The organism is Vibrio phycocola, assembly GCF_054404255.1.
Map to the genome: position 1 here is coordinate 82,930 of NZ_JBTAMQ010000004.1, position 20,524 is coordinate 103,453.

Sequence of the window (20,524 nt, forward strand, 5' to 3'; positions counted from 1 at the left end):
CAAAAGCTGCATTAAAGGCCGCTATTTTTCGACGCGCTTAAAAGGAGGCAGGGCATCTAAGAGAGCTTTGCCATAGCGACGTGTCATTATCCGCCGATCAAGGATGACGACTCTACCAGAATCTAGCTCCTTACGCAGCAAACGCCCAGCACTTTGGACGAGCTTTTTACTCGCTTCGGGTACCGTAATTTGCATGAAAGGGTTTCCACCACGACTTTCGATATATTCAGCCAAGGCTTGCTCGATGGGCGACGTTGGTACTGCAAATGGAATTTTAGTGATGATCACGTTCTCCAGAAGTTTTCCTGGTAAATCGAGGCCTTCGGAAAAGCTGCCAGTACCGAAGATAATCGAGGTGCCACCGTGATCGATGGTGAATTTATGATTATCTAGAATTTCTTTTCTCGACTTGGTTCCTTGGATTTGAATCAACCAACCTTTCTTACTTAGTTTGGCTGATAATGACGAAGCAACTTCATTCATTTGCCAATAAGATGCGAACAAGACTAAGTTGGCTTTTTTCTCTAATAAATAGTTAGGCAACTTGTTAACTAATTTTTTGGTGAAATCTTCTGCTTGAGGATCGACGCCAATATCCGCCACCAACAATTCACCCTGGGTTTGATAATCAAACGGCGAGGCCAAAGCTAGAAACTGAACACCATCTTCTTCTTTTTGACTGATACCAGCCTGATGACAAAAATAGCTAAAAGAGTTGAGTGCCCGCATAGTGGCGGAGGTGAGCACAGCTCCCACACATCGAGTCCATATCGCCTGCTCTAAGTGATAACCAACTTCAATGGGTGATACATGAACGACGACGTCATCTTCTCGTTCTTCACTTATCTCTAGCCACCGTGCTAGTGGTGTTGTGCTCTTCGAAGTAGGTTTTGCCATTAATGACCATACTTGGTTGAGATTTTCTAGGCGTTGCTCATAGCTTCCGAGTTCAGCTAAAGCGGGCTGAGCAATTCTCAATGCTAGCTGACCTTCCTTTGTTTTCTCGCTTATTAGGTCTGAAATTTTGCCCACGGCTTGGCGAGCTTTCTTGGTCGACTTCTTTAGATCCTTTGCTTCGGTTTGTAACCAGTCAGGCAATTCCCCATGCTCAAACCTAAGTCGCTTTTCGACAAAGTGCGTGGTGTCGATGTGTTTGGACACTAATAATAAGGATGGAATAATCACTTGGATTGCATCGGTTAGCTCATTACTAAAGCGAAAAACTCGTTGTTCTTCGGCTAATGTCGTAAATTTAGCCAAGGTTTGGTTAAGTCGTTCAAGCCAACTAATGCTGTTTTTTAACGGAGCAAATGCTGCGGTGTGTTCGCGGGCAATCTGTGGGAGATGGTGCGCTTCGTCAAAAATATAAATACTTTCTTCTGGCTCTGGCAGAATAACACCACCACCAAGCTCAGCATCGGAAAGCACTAGACTATGGTTTGCAATAATGACATCAGCCGCTTCTAGTTCTACTCGGGCTTTATGATATGGACATTGCCGATGGACAGAAAAGGTAGGATTACAGCCAAATTTGTCACTCGCGATACGCTGCCAAGTTTCATTTGTTATCGTAGAAGGCCAACTGTCACGTTCTCCATCCCACTTGCCTGAATCCAGAGCTTTATATAAGTCACGTAATAGGGCAATTTCATCCTCTTCGGGTTTTGTCTCAAATTGAAAGCCTAATTGATCGCCAGATTCTGAAAATGCAGCTAGCTTCTCTCTACAACAGTAACGTTGACGTCCTTTGGCAACGCGATATTGAAAGTCGATTTCGATTAAGCGACGGTATAAAGGAAGGTCTTTATGTGCGAGTTGCTCTTGAAGCGCGACAGTGGCGGTCGAAATGATCAATTTACGGTTGTTAAGCACGGCCATTGGTACGGCAGCCATTAAGTAGGAGAGAGACTTCCCAATTCCTGTTCCAGCCTCAGCAACCATTATGCGATTAGTTTTATGGTATTGACCATGTAGTGTCTTGGCTATTTCAGCAACAAGATAGTTTTGTGCTCGACGAGGAACAAAATTATCAAGTTGGTATGGGAGGTTTTGATAGCTTTTTTGGATGAGCTTTTGGACTTTACTGGTTAACATATTTGGCCCTAAATGATGATTTCACTATGTTACCACAGGCGTAGATACGGCGTTACTGCGTTTTACAACGTAACTTTTTTAAATAAAGTCAGATCCTTCTCACAAAAAAACCGAATCTTCAGTTACTTAAATTAAATTCGCGCTCAAAAAAATATAAAACTCTAAATGTCACGATTAGTTTTTATAAATGTCTAAATTTATGGGAATAAAATAACCAAACGAGTGTTTTATTTTGTTTTTGTGATAAAAATTAGAGCCCTATTTTTTTGGTTTTTGAGCGTGATATTGTGGCTGTTTTGTTATTTTATTGTTTAACTATATGTAAAATAGACAGTTATTTTTATTTTACATTGTTTTATTAAAGAGTTGACACGCAGGGTAATCTTTTGCAATCTAGGTTTCGGAATTACTGGCGAAGAACAAAAAAACTTTCGTTCTTCATCAAACAAAACAGAGGGAACCAATATTAGGATTCCCCAAAAGAAAAGGCAGTGGATTAATATGAAAAAGACTCTAGTAGCTCTAGCGGTATTAGCAGCAGGTTCTGTAAACGCAGCAGAAGTTTATAACGACGGTGGTGTTTCAACATCTATCTCTGGTGTAGCTGAAGTGCAACTTATTGGTAACGAAGGTTACACTGACTCAGACCTAGCAGTTCGTATCGATGATTTCGATCTAACAGCATCAACTTCTGTTGCTCTATCTGAAGATACTTCAGCAATTGGTGAAGTAAGTATTGATGATACTGCTGCAGACAGAACTTTTGTAGGTTTCTCATCTGCATCTATGGGTACTATCACTTTCGGTAAGCAACTTTATATTGCAGATGACGCAGGTATTGGTGCAGACTTCGAATTTGGTGGAGCTCAATACGGTACTACTAATGCTTCTGGCGACGATGTAATCAAATATACATTCGACAACGGCAGCTTCTTCTTTGGTATTTCTACTGACCTAGAAGAATCAGATGGTGAGAATTCTGATGTAGATGGTCGTATCGGTGTGTATGTTGGCGATCTTACTCTAGCAATCTACGCATTAGATGGCGAAGCAACTGGTTTTGAAGAGTCTGCTTACAACGTTCAAGCAACTTATTCAGCTGATGCACTAACTTTTAATGCATCAATCGGTTCTAAAGAAAAGAACGACGCAGAAACTGATTATTTAGAAGCTAACGTTAAATATTCTATGGATGCAACGACATACGCTCTAGGTTTCTCTACAGCAGATACTGAAGGCGTTGAAGATACAACTGTCTATGCAAACGTTGTTAACCAACTTGCAACTAACGTACGTGTATATGCGGAAGTTGGTATGAATGATTACGATCTTGATCAACGTGATGGCGTCGATACTGAAGAATTTGGTTACGTAGCTGGTATGGAAGTATCATTCTAATCTAGCGATTAGTTGAAACACTTTCTTTTAAGGCCGCCTTTAGGGCGGTCTTTTGCGTTTTAGGTTAATAGCATTAAAGTCAATCAATACAAAATTTATTCATTGTTTGTTTAAGTAAGGTTGTAAGTGATATGAGTAATAAACGTTTTCTAGTCTTGGGTATCAGCTTATTGTCGAGCTTGGTTGTAGAGGCGGCGACATTGACCGTCGATTCAACGATTGAACTGATGGCGATCGATGGTAAAAAGATAACGAAATCTGAATTAGTAAAGGGAACATTGAGTGATATCTCTGCGGGAGAGCACCAATTAGTATACCGTTTTAATGCTAGCTTGCGTGACGGAAGTATGAATCGGTTATATTCAACCACGCCGAATGTTTCGTTAATTCAGTTTAACGCTGATGATCAGTTATCAATTGTGTTGCCTAGGCTCCGTTCCTACTCTCAAGCAAAAGCCTATTTCAAGCGCGATCCTCAATGGACTTTAGTTAATCAAAAAGGGGATGAGTATCAACTGGAATATGATGCCTTACCTGGTCAAGGCTTTATGCCGTATTCGGATATTGAAAAGCCATTAGCGGCTTATAATTTGGCACAAGGAAATCAGTACGCACAAGATGGCGCTACAAAAGTTGTGACTGATGAAGTGATGCAGGGTGGGAATGATCTTTCGCTGCTGAATACGTTTAAGTTGCTTTATAACAATGCGACAGAAGAGCAGCGTGACCAAATAAAACAATGGCTTGCTGAACAAGAAAAGTAACTCGCGACGGTAGTAGTTGCTCTGAATTAATACATCTGAATCTACGTTGGGAGCTGGCTCATTGAGTCAGTTTTCATCTTATTTACTGTTCTTACGTCCTCACAATTCTCAATTGTTTCTTTTTAATAAGTTCCATCAACGTAGAACCAGAAACCTTTGTGTTTTATAAAGCGAGATTTTTCATTTAAGCACTGACTCTGACCATTATCATTGTAATAGGCCTTAAAGTGAACAAAGCCTTCAGTATTGCTCGACAAATGAGAATGCTCGACCACAAGCTTTGTCCATTCCAATTCACACCCTTCTTGAATATCATCTTTGGTGAATTCCTGTTGGCGATCGGGATGATAGGTCATGATGATGAAATCGACGAGATTAAGAACATGAGCGCAATAGCGAGCACGCATAAGTTGTTCGGGTTTACGTGCCTGAGCATGGTCATTATGAACTAACTGGCAGCAGTTTTTATAGTGTTTTTTGCTTCCACAAGGGCAATGCTTCATATTAATTAATCTATTTTAGTAAACAATTCAGATGTCCAAGCAATGGCGTTGTCATAGCAACTCGCGACCTGATCCATGTTGAGTTCAAGTGACTGCGCAATATCTTCCACAGTTCCCCATTCAGCTTTTTCATACGCCATAGATAGACGTATAAGGAGTCCTAATGAGCCAGTATGGTTGAGGAGTGCGTCCTTTACTGACTTCTCAATAGGAATGGCTTCTAAGAGCTCTTCGAGCGGTTGGTCAAGCAGGCTATCTAGGTAACAAAACATCCCACTTAGGAATGCGGAAGACGGGGTGATTTTCACGCTTGACAGTTGGGCAATTAATTCACAAAAACGAGCCGTTTGTAGAGATAAATTATAGAGATATTGCGGCTTATCTTCAGACGTTGACGCAATCGCTAACAGCGAAATAAATTTTCGTAATTTTTGCTCACCAAGATAAACAATAGCTTGTTTGAATGATGTGATATCAGTCATCACGTTGGGTGAACCATTCACAATAGTGAGCAGTTTAAAAGAGAGGCTCACATCTTTAGACATTAATGATTCAATGGCGTCGAAGTCCAATGCAGGCTTTGAAATCTCTTGGCACAGCTGAATGACCGTGAGTACTGATGGATCGATCTTTCTACTGCGTATGAGTTCTGGTTTACTGAAAAAATAGCCTTGAAATAGAGTAAATCCAGCTTCTAATGCTTCCTGGTACTCTTCATGAGTTTCGACTTTTTCAGCTAAAAATTGAATTGGAGTATGTTGCAATCGATCAAGAAGTATCTTTGCTTTCTCGATAGGTACGAGTCGAATATCGAACTTGATGATCGAAATATATGGTAAAAACGGCTTCCACTCAGGAGATGGAATAAAGTCATCTAAAGCCAGACGATACCCTTCTTTGTGTAACGTCTTCACAGCATTAAGAAGTGCTTGATTTGGTTCGCAATCCTCAAGAATTTCAATAATTAGGTTTTCTTTAGGCAACAGCGTAGGAACCAAATTAATAATGCTTTGATAAGGAAAGTTAACAAAGGTTAACACTGCCTGAGAATCTTGATTATGGACGGCAAAAAAATGCTCTGATAGCAGACGGCTAGTGGCTTGTTCCGCTTCTATGTCTGGAAATTTATTATTTGGGCCATCTCGGAACAATAGTTCATAAGCGACAAGGTTTTTATCCTTATCCAGAATCGGTTGACGAGCTATATATGAATACTGCAAAGGTGCCCCTTGTATTACCTTGTTTAATTAAATGCTGAAAGCCTGTTTATCAAATCTAATTTTAGATTAGTAATGGCAAAATATATTAGCTAGATCGGTTCGTCTTTTAATGTGTAACCATCATCATTAAAGTCCAAATAATACAGTTTGCTTCCCCAATCTCCCAGTACAATCCGAGTTAGACAAATACCTTGGTTATCTATCTGCTCAATATTAGGACTATGAGTATGACCATGAATCATGATTTCAGCACTATGGTTTGTCATAACGCGAATCACTTCTTCGTGCGTTACATCCATTATATCTAATGATTTCTTAGACTTATCCTGTTGTGTGCCCGTTTGTACTTTAATAGCGATTTTTTGTCTTACTTTAAAGGGTAGCTTGTTAAATCCCCATTGCAACCATGGATTATGGACTTTCTGTCTGAATGCCAAATAACGTTCATCTTCTAAACATAAAGTATCACCATGTAGGAGAACACATCGGCTTCCATTCAACGTAATCTCAGTGATCTCTGGTAAAACAACAACGCCTGTTTCTCGCTCAAACCTTGAGCCGATCAGAAAATCTCGATTGCCTTGGATAAAGTAACAATCGATACCACTATCAGTAAAAGACTTAAGAGTTGCTTTTATCGCTTGAGCAAATTCTGTTGAGTCATCATCGCCAACCCAAAAGTCAAATAGATCACCAAGAATGTAAAGCGCGTCCGCGTTACTGGCTTCGTTTTGTAAAAAGCGTATAAAAGCCTCAGTAAGTTTTGGCTGCTGAGGTGAAAGGTGGAGATCAGAAATAAAAAGTGTGCGCATAGTGGGTAATTAAAGTCTTCTTATAAAATAAAAGGCACTAATTTAATATTAGTACCTTTATTAGATAGGTTCAGAATCTCATAACGTCTGGCTTTGCGCCAACAGAGATAATTATTCTTCGATCGTTGTTCCAGTAATCACAACATCTTCCAGAGGAACATCTTGATGCATACCATATGAACCTGTACTTACGGCTTTAATTTTCTCAACGACATCCATTCCTTCTGTCACTTCTGCAAATACACAGTAGCCCCAACCATCTCTAGACTCCGAGCGGAAGTTAAGAAATGCATTATCATTGACGTTAATGAAAAATTGAGAACTAGCAGAGTGTGGGTCCATGGTGCGAGCCATTGCAAGCGTGCCAACAGTATTCTCTAAACCATTGTTTGCTTCGTTTTTAATTGGAGCGCGAGTGCTCTTTTCTTTTAGTCCAGACGTCATACCGCCGCCCTGAATCATAAAGCCGTCAATAACACGGTGGAATAATGTGTCATCGTAAAAGCCTTCTTTACAGTATTGAAGGAAGTTTGCGCTAGTTTCAGGCGCTTTTTCTGTGTTGAGTTCGATCTTGATGTCGCCAAAATTGGTATGAAGAGTGATCATCATCGTTACCTTAAGTTTTTGTGATTTTAGAAAGCGTAATTCTAGCTTAGTTAAGGCAACAATCAAAATACCTTAATGAAAGAATATAGATGACCTAGATACTTGAGAATGGTTATAATCATGGTTCATTTGACATTTAACCAACTTAGACAGTGATCATGCTAACTATATATAACTCCCTAACGCGTAAGAAAGAACAATTTAAACCCATTACTGATGGCAAGATCGGTATGTACGTGTGTGGTGTCACCATTTACGATCTCTGTCATATCGGCCATGGTCGGACGTTTGTTTCATTTGATGTTGTGGGGCGTTATCTTCGTTATTTAGGGTATGATCTTACATTTGTTCGAAATATTACCGATATAGACGACAAAATCATTAAACGCGCGAATGAAAACCAAGAGTCTTGTGATGCGCTAACTGAACGCTTGATCGGGGAAATGCACGCAGACTTTGACGCGTTAAATATTCTGCGTCCAGATCATGAACCTCGAGCAACTGACTATATTGATGAGATTATTACACTGGTAACAAGCTTAATTGATAAAGGTTTCGCCTATGTTGCTAGTAACGGTGACGTGATGTTTGAAGTTGCTAAGTTTAAACAATATGGAAAGTTGTCAAAGCAAGATTTAGATCAGCTTCAAGCGGGTGCACGAGTAGATATCGACAAGGCAAAACGCAGTCCGTTAGATTTTGTTGTGTGGAAAATGTCTAAACCGGGCGAACCAACATGGGAGTCACCATGGGGACCTGGGCGTCCAGGATGGCATATCGAATGTTCGGCAATGAATTCTGCGTTGCTGGGCAATCATTTTGATATTCATGGTGGTGGTTCTGATTTGCAGTTCCCGCACCATGAAAATGAAATCGCTCAATCATGTTGTGCTCACGGTACTGACTATGTAAATACATGGATGCACAGTGGGATGGTGATGGTAGACAGAGAAAAAATGTCTAAATCACTGGGTAACTTTTTCACGATTCGTGATGTTCTTGGTCATTATGATGCTGAGACGATTCGCTACTTCTTGATGTCGGGCCACTATCGTAGTCAGTTAAATTATAGTGAAGAAAACCTCAATCAAGCACGAGCTTCGCTAGAACGTTTGTATACCTCAATGCGCGGCTTAGATTTGACCGTTGATGCCGCTTATGGTGAAGAGTTTGTTGCTCGTTTTAAAACGGCAATGAACGATGATTTTAATACACCTGAAGCCTATTCCACATTATTTGATATGGCGCGAGAAGTGAATCGTCTTAAACCTAATGATACTGATAAAGCAGCAGCACTCGCGGTTCAAATGCGTGAGTTAGCCGATGTTATTGGTATTTTGTATCAAGAGCCTGATGCGTTTCTTCAAGGTAACGATGATAACGACGAAGTTGCTGAAATTGAAGGTTTGATTAAAATGCGCAACGATGCAAGAGCGGCGAAAGATTGGGAAAATGCTGATGTCGCTCGAGATCGTTTGAACGAAATGGGCATCGTCTTAGAGGATGGCCCAACAGGAACGACATGGCGTAAGAAGTAACCTGTTTGTTGTGCATTAACGTAAAGGGCTTGGGAAACTAAGCCCTTTCCACATTTAGGGCAATTATGTCGATTATATTGGGGATTGATCCAGGCTCGCGTATTACTGGTTATGGTGTTATTAAGCAGCAAGGTAGGCAACTTCAATACTTAGGAAGTGGTTGTATTCGTACCAGTGAAGGTGAATTGCCGGGTAGATTAAAACAGATATACGCGGGCGTGAGCGAAATTATTATTCAATTTCAGCCAGAAGAGTTTGCTATCGAGCAAGTTTTTATGGCGAAAAATGCCGATTCTGCGTTAAAGCTAGGCCAAGCTCGAGGTAGTGCGATAGTCGCCGCCGCCAATGCAGATTTGCCAGTGTATGAGTATGCAGCGCGATTGGTGAAGCAAGCTGTAGTCGGCTCTGGCGCAGCAGAAAAGTCTCAGGTTCAACATATGGTGAAGCAGATGTTGAAGTTACCAGCAAAACCACAAGCGGATGCGGCAGATGCGTTAGCAATTGCAATTTGTCATGCAAACACCAACAAAACGTTAGTGGCGTTATCTGGAAAAGCCACCGCTGCCAGACGTGGGCGATATCGTTAGTTAAATTGTTTAACACTGGCTATTTATCCAGTAATTTATTATTATTTTTTGAAATTCTTGAATTAGATAGGATCACGCTGTGATAGGACGAGTGCGCGGAAGCATCATTGAAAAACAACCTCCAGTAGCTTTGATTGAAGTGAGTGGTATCGGATATGAAATTCAAATGCCAATGAGCTGTTTCTATGAATTACCTGATGTCGGTGAAGAAGCTATTGTCTACACGCATTTTGTTGTCCGCGAAGACGCTCAGTTATTATATGGATTTAATACCATCCGAGAGCGTGCTCTTTTTCGTGAAGTTATTAAGGCAAATGGCGTAGGGCCCAAATTAGGTCTCGGGATTCTTTCAGGTATGACGGCAGAGCAATTTGTCGATTGTGTTGAACGAGAAGACATCTCAACCTTAATAAAATTGCCAGGTGTGGGTAAAAAAACTGCTGAGCGACTCGTCGTTGAAATGAAAGATCGTTTGAAAGGGTGGTCAACTGGCGATCTATTTAGCAGTCCACAGCCATCTCAAGCTGGTGTGGTAGCATCTTCAGCGAGCAGTGTCTCGGACGAAGCGGTTAGTGCATTGATTGCGCTTGGTTACAAAGAAGTTCAAGCAGTGAAGATCATCAAACAGGTTAGTGAACCTGATATGAGCAGCGAAGCCTTAATCAAAGCAGCCTTGAGAGCGATGGTATGATTGAAGCAGACAGATTGATTGCCGCAGATAACCCAGTTTTCAAAGAAGAAGAGGCCTTTGATCGTGCGATAAGGCCAAAAACACTAGCAGACTATCAAGGTCAAGATCATGTCCGTGTGCAGATGGAAATATTTATTGAGGCGGCGCAAAAGCGTCAAGAAGCACTTGATCATTTGTTGATCTTTGGACCTCCCGGGTTAGGTAAAACGACACTGGCTAATATTGTCGCTAATGAGATGGGGGTAAACATTAGAACCACGTCTGGGCCGGTATTGGAGAAAGCTGGAGACTTGGCAGCGATGCTAACCAATCTTGAAGAAAATGATGTGCTGTTTATCGATGAAATCCACCGCTTAAGTCCTGTGGTTGAAGAAGTGCTTTATCCAGCAATGGAAGATTACCAACTTGATATTATGATTGGTGAGGGGCCAGCGGCGCGTTCAATCAAAATTGACTTACCACCTTTTACCTTGATTGGCGCGACTACACGAGCTGGTTCGCTAACTTCACCACTTAGAGACCGTTTTGGTATTGTTCAACGGTTAGAATACTATCAAGTGGAAGACTTAAAAAATATCGTTAAGCGTAGTTCTGATTGCTTAGATCTTTCAATGGATATGGAAGGCGCGTTAGAACTAGCTAAACGCTCTCGTGGTACTCCTCGTATTTCCAATCGACTGCTTCGACGTGTTCGTGATTATGCTGAAGTTAAAGGGGACGGGCATATTGGTGTCGATACTGCAGATATGGCGCTTAAGATGCTGGATGTTGATCCTAAGGGGTTTGATTACATGGATAGAAAATTACTCCTCGCCATCATCGATAAATTTTCCGGTGGACCAGTCGGGCTAGATAATGTAGCAGCGGCAATTGGTGAAGAAAAAGACACCATTGAGGATGTCATTGAACCGTATTTGATTCAGCAGGGTTTTTTGCAACGTACACCTCGAGGACGAGTTGCAACAGATAGAGCTTACCTTCATTTTAATAAAGTAAAATAAGCTTTTCGAAAATGAGACCTAAGTCAATAGATTAAATCTAGTGTGATCTTTATCACACTTCATGAAGATATTTTATGATTCATAAATGTTGTTTTATCTGATTACTATTGTTAATTAAATGTATCCACAAATGGTTTGAATACCCATTTTCAACTCATTCAGACATTAACTCATATCTAAAAATTGATCTGCCTCAATTATTTTGTTAACAGATTGAAAATTAAGAAACTAAATTGATCTATATCAATACCCACGATTATTACAAAACCTTTGAAAGCCATCTCATTAACCAGTAAAATTCTCTCTATTATATTAGGTATTGCTTAATGAACTTATCTCTTTATAAGTTTATTTAACAGATGCCTCTTCCAATTACTTACAATTTGTAACAATAAAAAAATTTAAGATTGGTGCAGCTTAAGCTGCTTTATTTGAAAGACGTGTCATTCAGCCGACACAAAGGAGTTAACATGATCGACATAGTTGATCTATCGCGATTGCAATTTGCACTCACTGCGATGTATCACTTTTTGTTTGTCCCACTGACATTAGGAATGTCCTTTCTTCTGGCAATCATGGAATCACTGTATGTGATGACAGATAAACAGATTTACAAAGATATGACTAAGTTTTGGGGTAAGTTATTTGGTATTAACTTTGCGCTTGGTGTTGCAACTGGCCTCACAATGGAGTTCCAGTTTGGTACTAACTGGTCATACTATTCCCACTACGTTGGTGATATTTTTGGCGCGCCCTTAGCGATTGAAGCACTCGTTGCCTTTTTCCTTGAATCTACCTTTGTCGGGTTGTTCTTCTTTGGTTGGGACCGCCTGAGTAAGCGTCAACACTTAGTATCAACATGGTTGGTCGCGATTGGTTCAAACATGTCAGCACTTTGGATTCTAGTTGCAAATGGTTGGATGCAAAATCCTGTTGGATCTGAATTCAACTTTGAAACCATGCGTATGGAAATGACCAGCTTTGCTGAAGTGGTACTAAACCCAGTTGCTCAGGTTAAATTTGTTCACACTGTGGCTGCAGGTTACACCACAGGTGCGATGTTTATTCTAGGTGTGTCTGCATACTATATTCTAAAAGGTCGAGATCTCGCGTTTGCTCGCCGTTCGTTTGCAGTGGCCTCTTCATTTGGTATTGCCGCAGTATTGTCAGTTATCGTTCTTGGTGATGAATCGGGCTATGAAGTAGGTGAAGTGCAAAAAGTGAAATTGGCAGCGATGGAAGCCGAATGGCACACCGAAGAAGCACCAGCACCTTTCACCCTATTTGGTTTACCGAACCAAGAAACTCGACATACGGATTATGCGATTAAAATCCCTTACGTGATGGGTATTATTGCAACACGTTCTTTTGATGAAGAAGTCATAGGGCTTAACGATTTACGTGATGGTCACGTTGATCGTGTTCGCAACGGTATGTACGCCTATGAGCTGCTGACTAAATTGCGCTCAGGTGATAAATCCGCTGAAAATATTGCGGCATTTGATGAAGTTAAGCACGACCTAGGTTATGGCTTGTTACTTAAGCGATACACCGACAATGTTGTTGATGCGACAGAAGAACAGATTCAAGCCGCCGCAGATGACACAATTCCAACAGTATGGCCGCTATTCTGGGCGTTCCGTATTATGGTTGCGTGTGGTTTTGCGATGCTATTTGTATTTGGCGCAGCATTCATTCAAAGCTGTCGTCAGAAAATTGAGCAAAAACGTTGGGTTCTTAAAGCAGCACTGTTCAGTATTCCATTACCTTGGATTGGGGTTGAAACCGGGTGGTTTGTTGCCGAATTTGGTCGCCAGCCTTGGGCTGTCGGTGAAATTCTCCCTGTAAACGTGGCCAGTTCAGCGTTAAGTGCGAGTGAAATCTACATATCACTATTCGCTATTCTTGCACTTTATACCGTGTTCTTGTTAGCAGAAGTCTATTTGATGGTGAAATTTGCTCGTAAAGGGCCAAGTAGCCTAAAAACAGGTCGCTATCACTTTGAACAAAATGCAAACACTGCGGCGGATAACATCAGTCGCCAAGTCGAAGCTTAAGGTAGGGAGAACTAAAGAATGTTTGATTACGAAATCTTGCGATTCATTTGGTGGGCACTGGTCGGTGTCCTACTAGTAGGCTTTGCTATCGCCGATGGCTTTGATATGGGTGTAGGAGCGTTAGTTCCAGTTATCGGTAAAAGTGATGTCGAACGCCGAATAATGATAAATTCCATTGCCCCACACTGGGATGGCAACCAAGTATGGTTAATCACCGCAGGTGGTGCATTGTTCGCGGCATGGCCATTGGTTTATGCAACGTCATTTTCGGGTTTTTACTTGGCAATGATCATCACTCTTGCCGCTTTATGGTTGCGTCCAGTCGGGTTGGATTACCGCTCGAAATTGACGGATCCACAATGGAGACAAGCTTGGGATATTGCTATTTCAATTAGTGGATTTGTTCCGCCAATTATTTTTGGTGTGGCATTTGGTAACTTATTGCAAGGTGTACCATTTGAACTAACTGATTTTATGATGCCCTTGTACCAAGGTTCATTCTTCGGTCTGTTGAATCCGTTTGCCCTCTTGTGTGGTGTTGTAAGCTTATTGATGTTTTTGCTTCAAGGTTCATCTTGGTTGATTATGAAAACCTCTGATGATTTGCTTGCACGCTCAAAAGGCACTGCACAATTGGTTGGTTTGTTGCTAACAATTACATTTGTCGCTGCAGGATATTGGATTCAGAGTATCGACGGTTACGTAGTAAAAAGCGTTATCGATACCATGGCTGATTCTAATCCATTGAACAAAGAAGTGGCACGTGAAGCAGGTGCTTGGATGGCTAACTTTAATGCTCACCCATTACTTTGGATTGCTCCAGCGTTAGGAGCGGGCATGCCAATTATTGCTGTGATTGCTGCTCGTTTTAGTAAAGGTGGCATTGCGTTTCTAGCGGCGAGCTTATCGAGTGCAGGTGTTATTTGTACGGCGGGGTTCACTATGTTCCCATTTGTTATGCCTTCAAGTTTAGTGCCTAGTCATAGTTTGACGATGTGGGATGCGACATCGAGTGAGTTAACACTCCAGCTAATGACAGGCGTTGCAGCGGTATTTGTACCGATTATTTTGGCTTATACAACATTTGGTTATTACAAAATGTATGGCCGCCTTGATAACAAATTTATCGAAGACAATAACAGTTCACTTTATTAAGGAGTCGTAATTATGTGGTATTTTGCTTGGATTCTAGGTGTATTGCTTGCCTGCTCATTCGGTATTATCAATGCATTGTGGCTCGAACACAGTGAAATGATGGATAAGGATAGTGAATAGCAACCCAGCTGCTATTTTAATGAAGCCAATAAACAGCCTGATCGTTAGGCTGTTTATTATGGCTTTGGGACTGTTTCATGCAGGTTTATTGATGTGGGAGCCAACTCAATATGCCAATTCGATAGGCGGGTTTAGTCTATTGAAGGTGACATTGTTAATCTGGTCAATGTGCAGCAGTATGGTTGTAGGTATTGGATTTCACCCATATCGAAGCGTTTTTAAGATCATGTTTAGTCCTTATTTTTCATTACTAATATTATTAGGGTTTACAGGGCTGGTGTTGCTTTAGACATCACCGCTTACAATCGATGATAAAATAGCGTTACTTGTTTGAAGTAACGCTATTTTTTTATCATAACAATATCAATTTGAAGCAGAGCTTTTACGAATTGAAGAAAAGTACGTTATAGTAATCATTCGCATAGCAAAACTTATTGGGTTACTCGTGTCGCTAGAAAATATTGAATTTAAATGGCCAGTCACGGTTTATTACGAAGATACGGATGCTGGTGGTGTGGTCTACCATGCAAACTATTTAAAGTTTTTTGAACGCGCAAGGACGGAGATGATTCGAGCCTGGGGCGTCTCGCAATCAGTCTTACTTGAGCATGATATTGGTTTCGTTGTAAAGTCGATGGAAATTAATTATATCAAAGCGGCAATATTGGATGAACATTTGACGGTAATAAGTGTCATATCTGATCAAAGGAAAGCTTCTTTGCAATTTTGTCAGGAGCTCGTAAATGCTGAACAGCAGGTATTGTGCCGTGCTTTAGTTCAGGTAGCATGCATCAATAATAAGAAAATGCGCCCAATCGCTATCCCATTATCTATTTTTTCCAAGGAGTTACAGTGAACGCTGAACTTTCGATTCTCGATCTATTTTTACAAGCCAGCCTATTAGTTAAGTTAGTTATGCTTATTTTACTAGGCATGTCGGTTATGTCGTGGGCGATGATTATCAAACGTCTACGAGTGTTAAAACAAATTGGCAAACAATCTGCCTTGTTTGAAGATAAGTTTTGGTCGGGTGCGGATCTTACGCATGTCTATCAAGAAGTGAAAGCAAGGAAAGATGAGATCAGTGGATGTGAAGAAATCTTTTATGCGGGATTTACTGAATTTGCACGTCTACACAAGTCGAATAGCGGTGATGCCAATTACGTGATGGACGGAACTGCGCGCGCAATGCGTGTTTCTGTCTCTCGTGAAGTTGAGTCTTTGGAAGCGCATTTACCCTTTTTGGCTACGGTAGGCTCAATCAGCCCTTATATTGGTCTATTTGGTACCGTATGGGGAATTATGCATGCATTTATTGCTCTTGGTGCGGTAAAACAGGCGACACTCTCAATGGTTGCACCTGGTATTGCCGAAGCATTGGTTGCAACAGCGATGGGGCTATTTGCTGCGATTCCTGCCGTAATGGCTTATAACCGTCTTAGCAATATCGTTGGTAAGCTGGAACACAATTTCGCCACATTTTCTGAAGAGTTTCATAGTATTCTCCATCGTCAGGCTATGGTTGGGCGGGAGTAATTATTTATGGCCGGTTATCAGCCGAAGAAGCGTAAAATGACGGCAGAAATTAATGTCGTTCCCTATATTGATGTCATGTTAGTGTTGCTTATTATATTTATGGTGACATCGCCGTTTGTGACTCAGGGAGTCGATGTTGAATTGCCAAAAACGGAAAATGCGCAATCTGCTTCAGAGCTCGCAGGTGATAGTGATGTGAGCTTCATTATTGTAGAGATCACGCAAGCAGGAGAGATTGGTGTGAGTGTAAATAATGACAGTTTTCAACGCGGCTTATCATTACAAGACGCTATCGTGTTGGTTAAAGCTGAACGCTCAATTAACCCCGAATCTCCAGTGGCCGTTGGTGGGGATGCTCAAACACCTTATGCAGAAATCGTGCTTGTTCTTGATGAGTTAAATCAAGCAGGTATTACCAAAGTTGGCTTATTAACGGATATTCGAGAGTAGTTGTGTCGAATTTGAAAGAGACCTCAAAGGTTAAAAAATCAGGTTTGGGAATACCCCTATTCATTTCACTTCTTTTGCATATCGCGTTGGTGGTGATCTTGTTGTGGGGTTCTAATTTTATGTCCATAGAGCCTAAACAAACCGGAACGATGGTTGAGGCTGTAGTTATAGACCCGAACCTTGTGAGTCAACAAGCTAAGCGGATAAAAGAACAACGCTCTAAAGCTCAACAGCAAGAGCAAGATAGACTCGACAAACTGCGTCGTGAGAGTGACTTATTAGAGAAAAACCGTGCAGCGGAAGAAGAACGTATTCGTAAGCTGAAAGAGCAACAAGCGAAAGAAGAAAAAGCGACTCGAGAAGCCGAAAAGAAACGAGCTGAGAAAGAGAAAGAACGCAAAGAAGCGGAAGCTCGAAGTGCAGCCGCTGAGAAGGCACGAAAAGAGAAGCAAGCTGAACTAGAGAAAGTTGAAAAAGAACGTATTGCAAAACAGAAGGCCAAAGAAAAGTTAGAGGCCGAGACTAAAGCGGCGGCTGCGAAAGCTAAGGCTGCAAAAGAAGCGGCAGAGAAAGCGGAACAAATCAGAATAGCGAAAGAGAAGGCTGCCAAGGAAGCCGCTGAAAAAGCTGAAAAGGCGCGAATAGCGAAGGAGAAAGCCGCTAAGGAAGCAGCAGAAAAAGCAGCCAAAGAGAAGGCTGAACGGGAAGCGAAGGAAAAGGCAGCGAGAGAGAAAGCTGAGAAAGAAGCGAAAGAGAAAGCCCGTTTAGAGAAGTTAGAAAAAGAACGTTTGGCAAGAGAGAAACGAGAACAAGATGCGGCCTTGAGTGATGTATTCTCTGGGTTAGCAAATGAAGCTGAGCAAAATAGTAGTGCTCGATCGAAGTTTATTAGTTCAGAGCTCGACCGCTATGGCGCCATTTACAAGCAGCTGATCTCGAGTCAATTATTGACCAACGACAGTTTTTCCGGAAAATCATGTAAAGTGAATTTGCGCTTAATCCCAGCAGGCGGCACGGCTGTGTTGGGTAAATTAAGTGTATTATCAGGGGATTCCGCTGTGTGTGCTGCTACTTCGGCAGCGGTATTGAAAGTGAATTCTTATCCACTTCCAAACGATCCTGATATTGTTGAGCAGCTAAAAAATATCAATTTAACCGTAGAACCAAACTAAAAGGAAACGCTTGTGTTACAGCGCCTTATACTAAGTGTCACACTTATTGCTTTTAGTAGCATCCAACTTGCTCATGCTGCACTTGATCTTGTGATCACAGAGGGCATTAATTCAGCAAGGCCGATTGCCATTGTACCATTTGATTGGCAAGGTAATGAGCCGTTACCTGTTGATGTCTCTGCCGTTATTGCATCGGATCTGCAGCGTAGTGGGAAATTCAGCCCTGTCCCTACCAGTAAAATGCCACAAATCCCTTATGTGGATACGAATGTCGCATTTGAAGATTGGACAAAAATAGGCGTCGAATCGTTGCTGACAGGAGCGATTAGCGTGAATGAAAAAGGCGAGTATGTTATTCGCTATCAGCTGATCGATATTGTTGCTGGTCAATTGGGCGAGCATGAACGTAAAGGAGTCTCCAACGAAGGCTCATTGGTACTGTCGAAAGAATATTTACTGCTTAACAACGTCGCAGCTTATCCCAAAAAGCGTTTGAGAGAGTACGCTCACCGTATCTCTGATTTAGTCTATGAGAAACTTACTGGTGAGCGAGGGGCTTTTTTAACTCGAATTGCTTATGTTGTGGTACAGGATAATGAGAATTACCCATACCAATTGCGTGTATCCGATTATGATGGTTTCAACGAACGGTTAGTATTGAGCTCTAAACAGCCACTCATGTCACCTGCTTGGTCACCAGATGGACGTAAGTTAGCTTATGTGTCGTTTGAAAATGGTCGTTCAGAAATCTATGTGATGGATATTTATGCCGGTGTACGTGAGAAAATGACCTCATTCCCACGCCATAATGGTGCTCCGCGTTTCTCTCCAGATGGAAAATCACTCGCATTAGTTTTATCGAAGACAGGTAACCTCCAAGTTTATACTATGGATTTAGCGACCAAGAAGGTAAAACAAATTACTCGAGGGTCTGCTAATAATACAGAGCCATTCTGGCATCCAAATGGGAAATCACTGATATTCACGTCTGACCGTGGTGGTAAGCCACAGATTTATAACGTAGATTTGTACACAGGTGCGACAAAACGTATAACATGGCAGGGGCGACAAAACTTAGGTGGACAAATTTCACCTGATGGCCGTTACTTAATAATGGTAAATCAAAGTGCTAATGGCTTTAACCTTGCCAAACAGGATTTAGATTCTGGAACAGTGCAAATTTTAACAAAGACTTTGCTCGATGAATCTCCTAGTATTGCCCCTAATGGTGGTATGGTTATATACAGCTCAATTTTCAACAATACTAATGTGTTATCGATGGTTTCAATTGATGGACGTTTTAAAGCTAGACTGCCGGAAACAAATGGTCGTGTAAGAGCACCTGCTTGGTCTCCGTTTTTATAAAAAGTGATTTGAATTTAAGGAATATAAGATGCAACTGAACAAAGTTCTTAAAGGGTTAATGATTGCAATCCCGGTACTTGCGATGACCGCATGTAGTTCAAGTGATGAAGCTGCAAATGCTTCTGGAACTGGAAGTACGGTCGATCAAGCGATAACGAATGAATCAACCGTATTATCTTCAATTGACGAGAGCGGTCAATTATCTGAGCAGCAGTTGATGGAACGTGTCATGCAAGAGCAGACCGTTTATTTTGCATTCGATAACTCAACGATTTCTGCTGATTACGAAGACATGCTAGCACTTCATGCTACTTATCTAACGTCTAACCCAGCGGTAACCGTGACTATTGAAGGTCATGCTGATGAACGTGGAACCCCTGAATACAACATCGCTTTGGGTGAGTATCGTGCTGAAGCAGTTGCTCGTTACCTACAAGCTTTAGGTGCACTTTCTAGTCAAATTTCTATCGTAAGTTACGGTGAAGAAAAACCATTAGTTAACACTCACGATGAATCTGCGTACGCACAAAACCGTCGTGCGGTTCTTGTTTACTAATTAAAGAGTGGCTTAACTATGTTCGGTAATACACAGTTTAGGAGCACACCACGAGTTGCTATGCTTACGTTATTGGCGTGCGCAGCGAATAGTGCGTTTGCAGCTCCCGCTCCAGTATCCGATTTGAACGGTAATTCGACGATATTGCCTTCTGTCAGTGGAACGAGCAGCAATAAATCTCGTGTTGAGCGTCTAATCGAAAGTCGTAATCAAATGCAGCTACAAATGCAGCAGCAGCTTGAGCAAATGACGATGGAGCTTCAAGAGCTCCGTGGTATTGTTGAGCGCAACAGTTACGACATCGAGCAAACGATTCAACGTCAACGAGAGTTGTTTATTGAGGTCGACAGTATTCGCACTCAAGCTAAGAACACTCCTAGTGCTGCGTCGGGCTCAGAATCGACCGCGTCAACCGAAGGTACGTATAGCGAGAATGTTGATGAGCAAGCCGCATATCAAAATGCTGTTGATCTCATTTTGAAAAAACGTGATTACTCTGGAGCTATTGATGCGTTTAATCAATTTCGCCAGCAGTTTCCAAACTCATCATTTACTCCGAATGCCCATTACTGGCTTGGTCAGCTTTATTTTGCCAAAAAGCAATATAACGATGCGCAAACCAACTTTGCTTCGGTCGTAAATTTTGAATCATCGAGTAAAAGAGCCGATGCATTAGTGAAACTGGGTGATATTGAAAAGCAGAACAACAACAGTGCTGCGGCTACTCGATACTATCAACAGGTTGTTTCTGAGTATCCATCAAGTAAGTCTGCTGATGAAGCGAAACAGAAGCTCGGCAATTAATTAAGTTCGATAATAAAATAAAGGAGCATTTTTGCTCCTTTATTTATTTTTACTTCTTATTTTGCTCAATAAAGACACGTTATCGCTTTTGACTC

The 20,524-nt window shown here is 41.4% G+C and carries 22 protein-coding genes; 17 read left to right on the plus strand and 5 right to left on the minus strand.

Annotated features, from left to right (window positions below):
* Nucleotides 1–21 precede the first annotated feature (21 nt).
* A complete protein-coding gene (dinG, locus tag ACXJY6_RS06625; protein ID WP_458767774.1) occupies nt 22–2,094 on the minus strand; it encodes an ATP-dependent DNA helicase DinG in 2,073 nt (690 codons plus the stop codon).
* 501 nt (nt 2,095–2,595) lie between these two features.
* On the opposite strand from dinG, the gene ACXJY6_RS06630 reads away from it, so the two are divergent.
* Nucleotides 2,596–3,492 (plus strand): porin, encoded by an 897-nt coding sequence (locus tag ACXJY6_RS06630; RefSeq protein WP_458767775.1) that lies wholly within the window; start codon nt 2,596–2,598, stop codon nt 3,490–3,492.
* A 131-nt stretch (nt 3,493–3,623) separates the two neighbouring features.
* On the plus strand, nt 3,624–4,256 hold the full coding sequence (locus ACXJY6_RS06635; RefSeq protein ID WP_458767776.1) for a YccT family protein: 633 nt from the start codon (nt 3,624–3,626) through the stop codon (nt 4,254–4,256).
* A 122-nt stretch (nt 4,257–4,378) separates the two neighbouring features.
* Here ACXJY6_RS06635 and ACXJY6_RS06640 read toward each other — a convergent pair whose 3' ends face one another.
* The 4 genes from ACXJY6_RS06640 to ACXJY6_RS06655 all read right to left on the minus strand — a co-directional run bounded on the left by ACXJY6_RS06640 (nt 4,379) and on the right by ACXJY6_RS06655 (nt 7,397).
* Complete coding sequence (locus ACXJY6_RS06640) at nt 4,379–4,759, minus strand: YchJ family protein (RefSeq protein WP_456049405.1); 381 nt, start codon at nt 4,757–4,759, stop codon at nt 4,379–4,381.
* Nucleotides 4,760–4,764: 5 nt separating this feature from the next.
* Nucleotides 4,765–5,979: an EAL and HDOD domain-containing protein gene (locus ACXJY6_RS06645; RefSeq protein ID WP_456049406.1), complete on the minus strand. Its 1,215-nt coding sequence runs from the start codon at nt 5,977–5,979 to the stop codon at nt 4,765–4,767.
* Between the two features lie 89 nt (nt 5,980–6,068).
* Entirely contained in the window at nt 6,069–6,791 is a 723-nt protein-coding gene (lpxH, locus tag ACXJY6_RS06650) for a UDP-2,3-diacylglucosamine diphosphatase (RefSeq protein WP_458767777.1), read from the minus strand.
* A gap of 111 nt (nt 6,792–6,902) precedes the next feature.
* Nucleotides 6,903–7,397, minus strand: coding sequence for a peptidylprolyl isomerase (locus tag ACXJY6_RS06655; RefSeq protein WP_456049964.1), 495 nt, complete (start codon nt 7,395–7,397; stop codon nt 6,903–6,905).
* Nucleotides 7,398–7,555: 158 nt separating this feature from the next.
* Here ACXJY6_RS06655 and cysS point away from each other — a divergent pair, with 158 nt between their 5' ends.
* The 15 genes from cysS (at nt 7,556) to ybgF (ending at nt 20,429) form a co-directional block, all read left to right on the plus strand.
* Complete coding sequence (gene cysS, locus ACXJY6_RS06660) at nt 7,556–8,935, plus strand: cysteine--tRNA ligase (protein ID WP_458767778.1); 1,380 nt, start codon at nt 7,556–7,558, stop codon at nt 8,933–8,935.
* A 65-nt stretch (nt 8,936–9,000) separates the two neighbouring features.
* Nucleotides 9,001–9,522: a crossover junction endodeoxyribonuclease RuvC gene (ruvC, locus tag ACXJY6_RS06665; protein WP_456049409.1), complete on the plus strand. Its 522-nt coding sequence runs from the start codon at nt 9,001–9,003 to the stop codon at nt 9,520–9,522.
* Between the two features lie 79 nt (nt 9,523–9,601).
* Complete coding sequence (gene ruvA / locus ACXJY6_RS06670) at nt 9,602–10,213, plus strand: Holliday junction branch migration protein RuvA (protein ID WP_456049410.1); 612 nt, start codon at nt 9,602–9,604, stop codon at nt 10,211–10,213.
* Nucleotides 10,210–11,214: a Holliday junction branch migration DNA helicase RuvB gene (gene ruvB / locus ACXJY6_RS06675; protein ID WP_456049411.1), complete on the plus strand. Its 1,005-nt coding sequence runs from the start codon at nt 10,210–10,212 to the stop codon at nt 11,212–11,214. Before ruvA ends, ruvB begins: the two co-directional genes overlap by 4 nt.
* Nucleotides 11,215–11,684: 470 nt before the next feature.
* Complete coding sequence (locus ACXJY6_RS06680) at nt 11,685–13,271, plus strand: cytochrome ubiquinol oxidase subunit I (protein ID WP_456049412.1); 1,587 nt, start codon at nt 11,685–11,687, stop codon at nt 13,269–13,271.
* 18 nt (nt 13,272–13,289) lie between these two features.
* A complete protein-coding gene (gene cydB, locus ACXJY6_RS06685) occupies nt 13,290–14,426 on the plus strand; it encodes a cytochrome d ubiquinol oxidase subunit II (protein WP_458767779.1) in 1,137 nt (378 codons plus the stop codon).
* 12 nt (nt 14,427–14,438) lie between these two features.
* Complete coding sequence (gene cydX, locus ACXJY6_RS06690; protein WP_087479513.1) at nt 14,439–14,546, plus strand: cytochrome bd-I oxidase subunit CydX; 108 nt, start codon at nt 14,439–14,441, stop codon at nt 14,544–14,546.
* Complete coding sequence (locus ACXJY6_RS06695) at nt 14,539–14,835, plus strand: cyd operon YbgE family protein (protein WP_458767780.1); 297 nt, start codon at nt 14,539–14,541, stop codon at nt 14,833–14,835. The genes cydX and ACXJY6_RS06695 overlap by 8 nt, the downstream gene beginning before the upstream one ends.
* Before the next feature lie 156 nt (nt 14,836–14,991).
* Nucleotides 14,992–15,402, plus strand: coding sequence for a tol-pal system-associated acyl-CoA thioesterase (gene ybgC, locus ACXJY6_RS06700; protein WP_456049415.1), 411 nt, complete (start codon nt 14,992–14,994; stop codon nt 15,400–15,402).
* A complete protein-coding gene (gene tolQ, locus ACXJY6_RS06705) occupies nt 15,399–16,082 on the plus strand; it encodes a protein TolQ (protein ID WP_456049416.1) in 684 nt (227 codons plus the stop codon). Before ybgC ends, tolQ begins: the two co-directional genes overlap by 4 nt.
* Before the next feature lie 6 nt (nt 16,083–16,088).
* Complete coding sequence (locus ACXJY6_RS06710; protein ID WP_456049417.1) at nt 16,089–16,532, plus strand: ExbD/TolR family protein; 444 nt, start codon at nt 16,089–16,091, stop codon at nt 16,530–16,532.
* Between the two features lie 11 nt (nt 16,533–16,543).
* On the plus strand, nt 16,544–17,704 hold the full coding sequence (gene tolA, locus ACXJY6_RS06715) for a cell envelope integrity protein TolA (RefSeq protein WP_458768082.1): 1,161 nt from the start codon (nt 16,544–16,546) through the stop codon (nt 17,702–17,704).
* Between the two features lie 12 nt (nt 17,705–17,716).
* Complete coding sequence (gene tolB / locus ACXJY6_RS06720) at nt 17,717–19,069, plus strand: Tol-Pal system beta propeller repeat protein TolB (RefSeq protein ID WP_456049418.1); 1,353 nt, start codon at nt 17,717–17,719, stop codon at nt 19,067–19,069.
* 28 nt (nt 19,070–19,097) lie between these two features.
* Complete coding sequence (pal, locus tag ACXJY6_RS06725) at nt 19,098–19,625, plus strand: peptidoglycan-associated lipoprotein Pal (RefSeq protein ID WP_456049419.1); 528 nt, start codon at nt 19,098–19,100, stop codon at nt 19,623–19,625.
* A gap of 18 nt (nt 19,626–19,643) precedes the next feature.
* Nucleotides 19,644–20,429 carry a tol-pal system protein YbgF gene (ybgF, locus tag ACXJY6_RS06730; RefSeq protein WP_456049420.1) on the plus strand — a complete coding sequence of 262 codons (786 nt, stop codon included), beginning with the start codon at nt 19,644–19,646 and terminating at the stop codon, nt 20,427–20,429.
* The last annotated feature ends 95 nt before the right edge of the window (nt 20,430–20,524 follow it).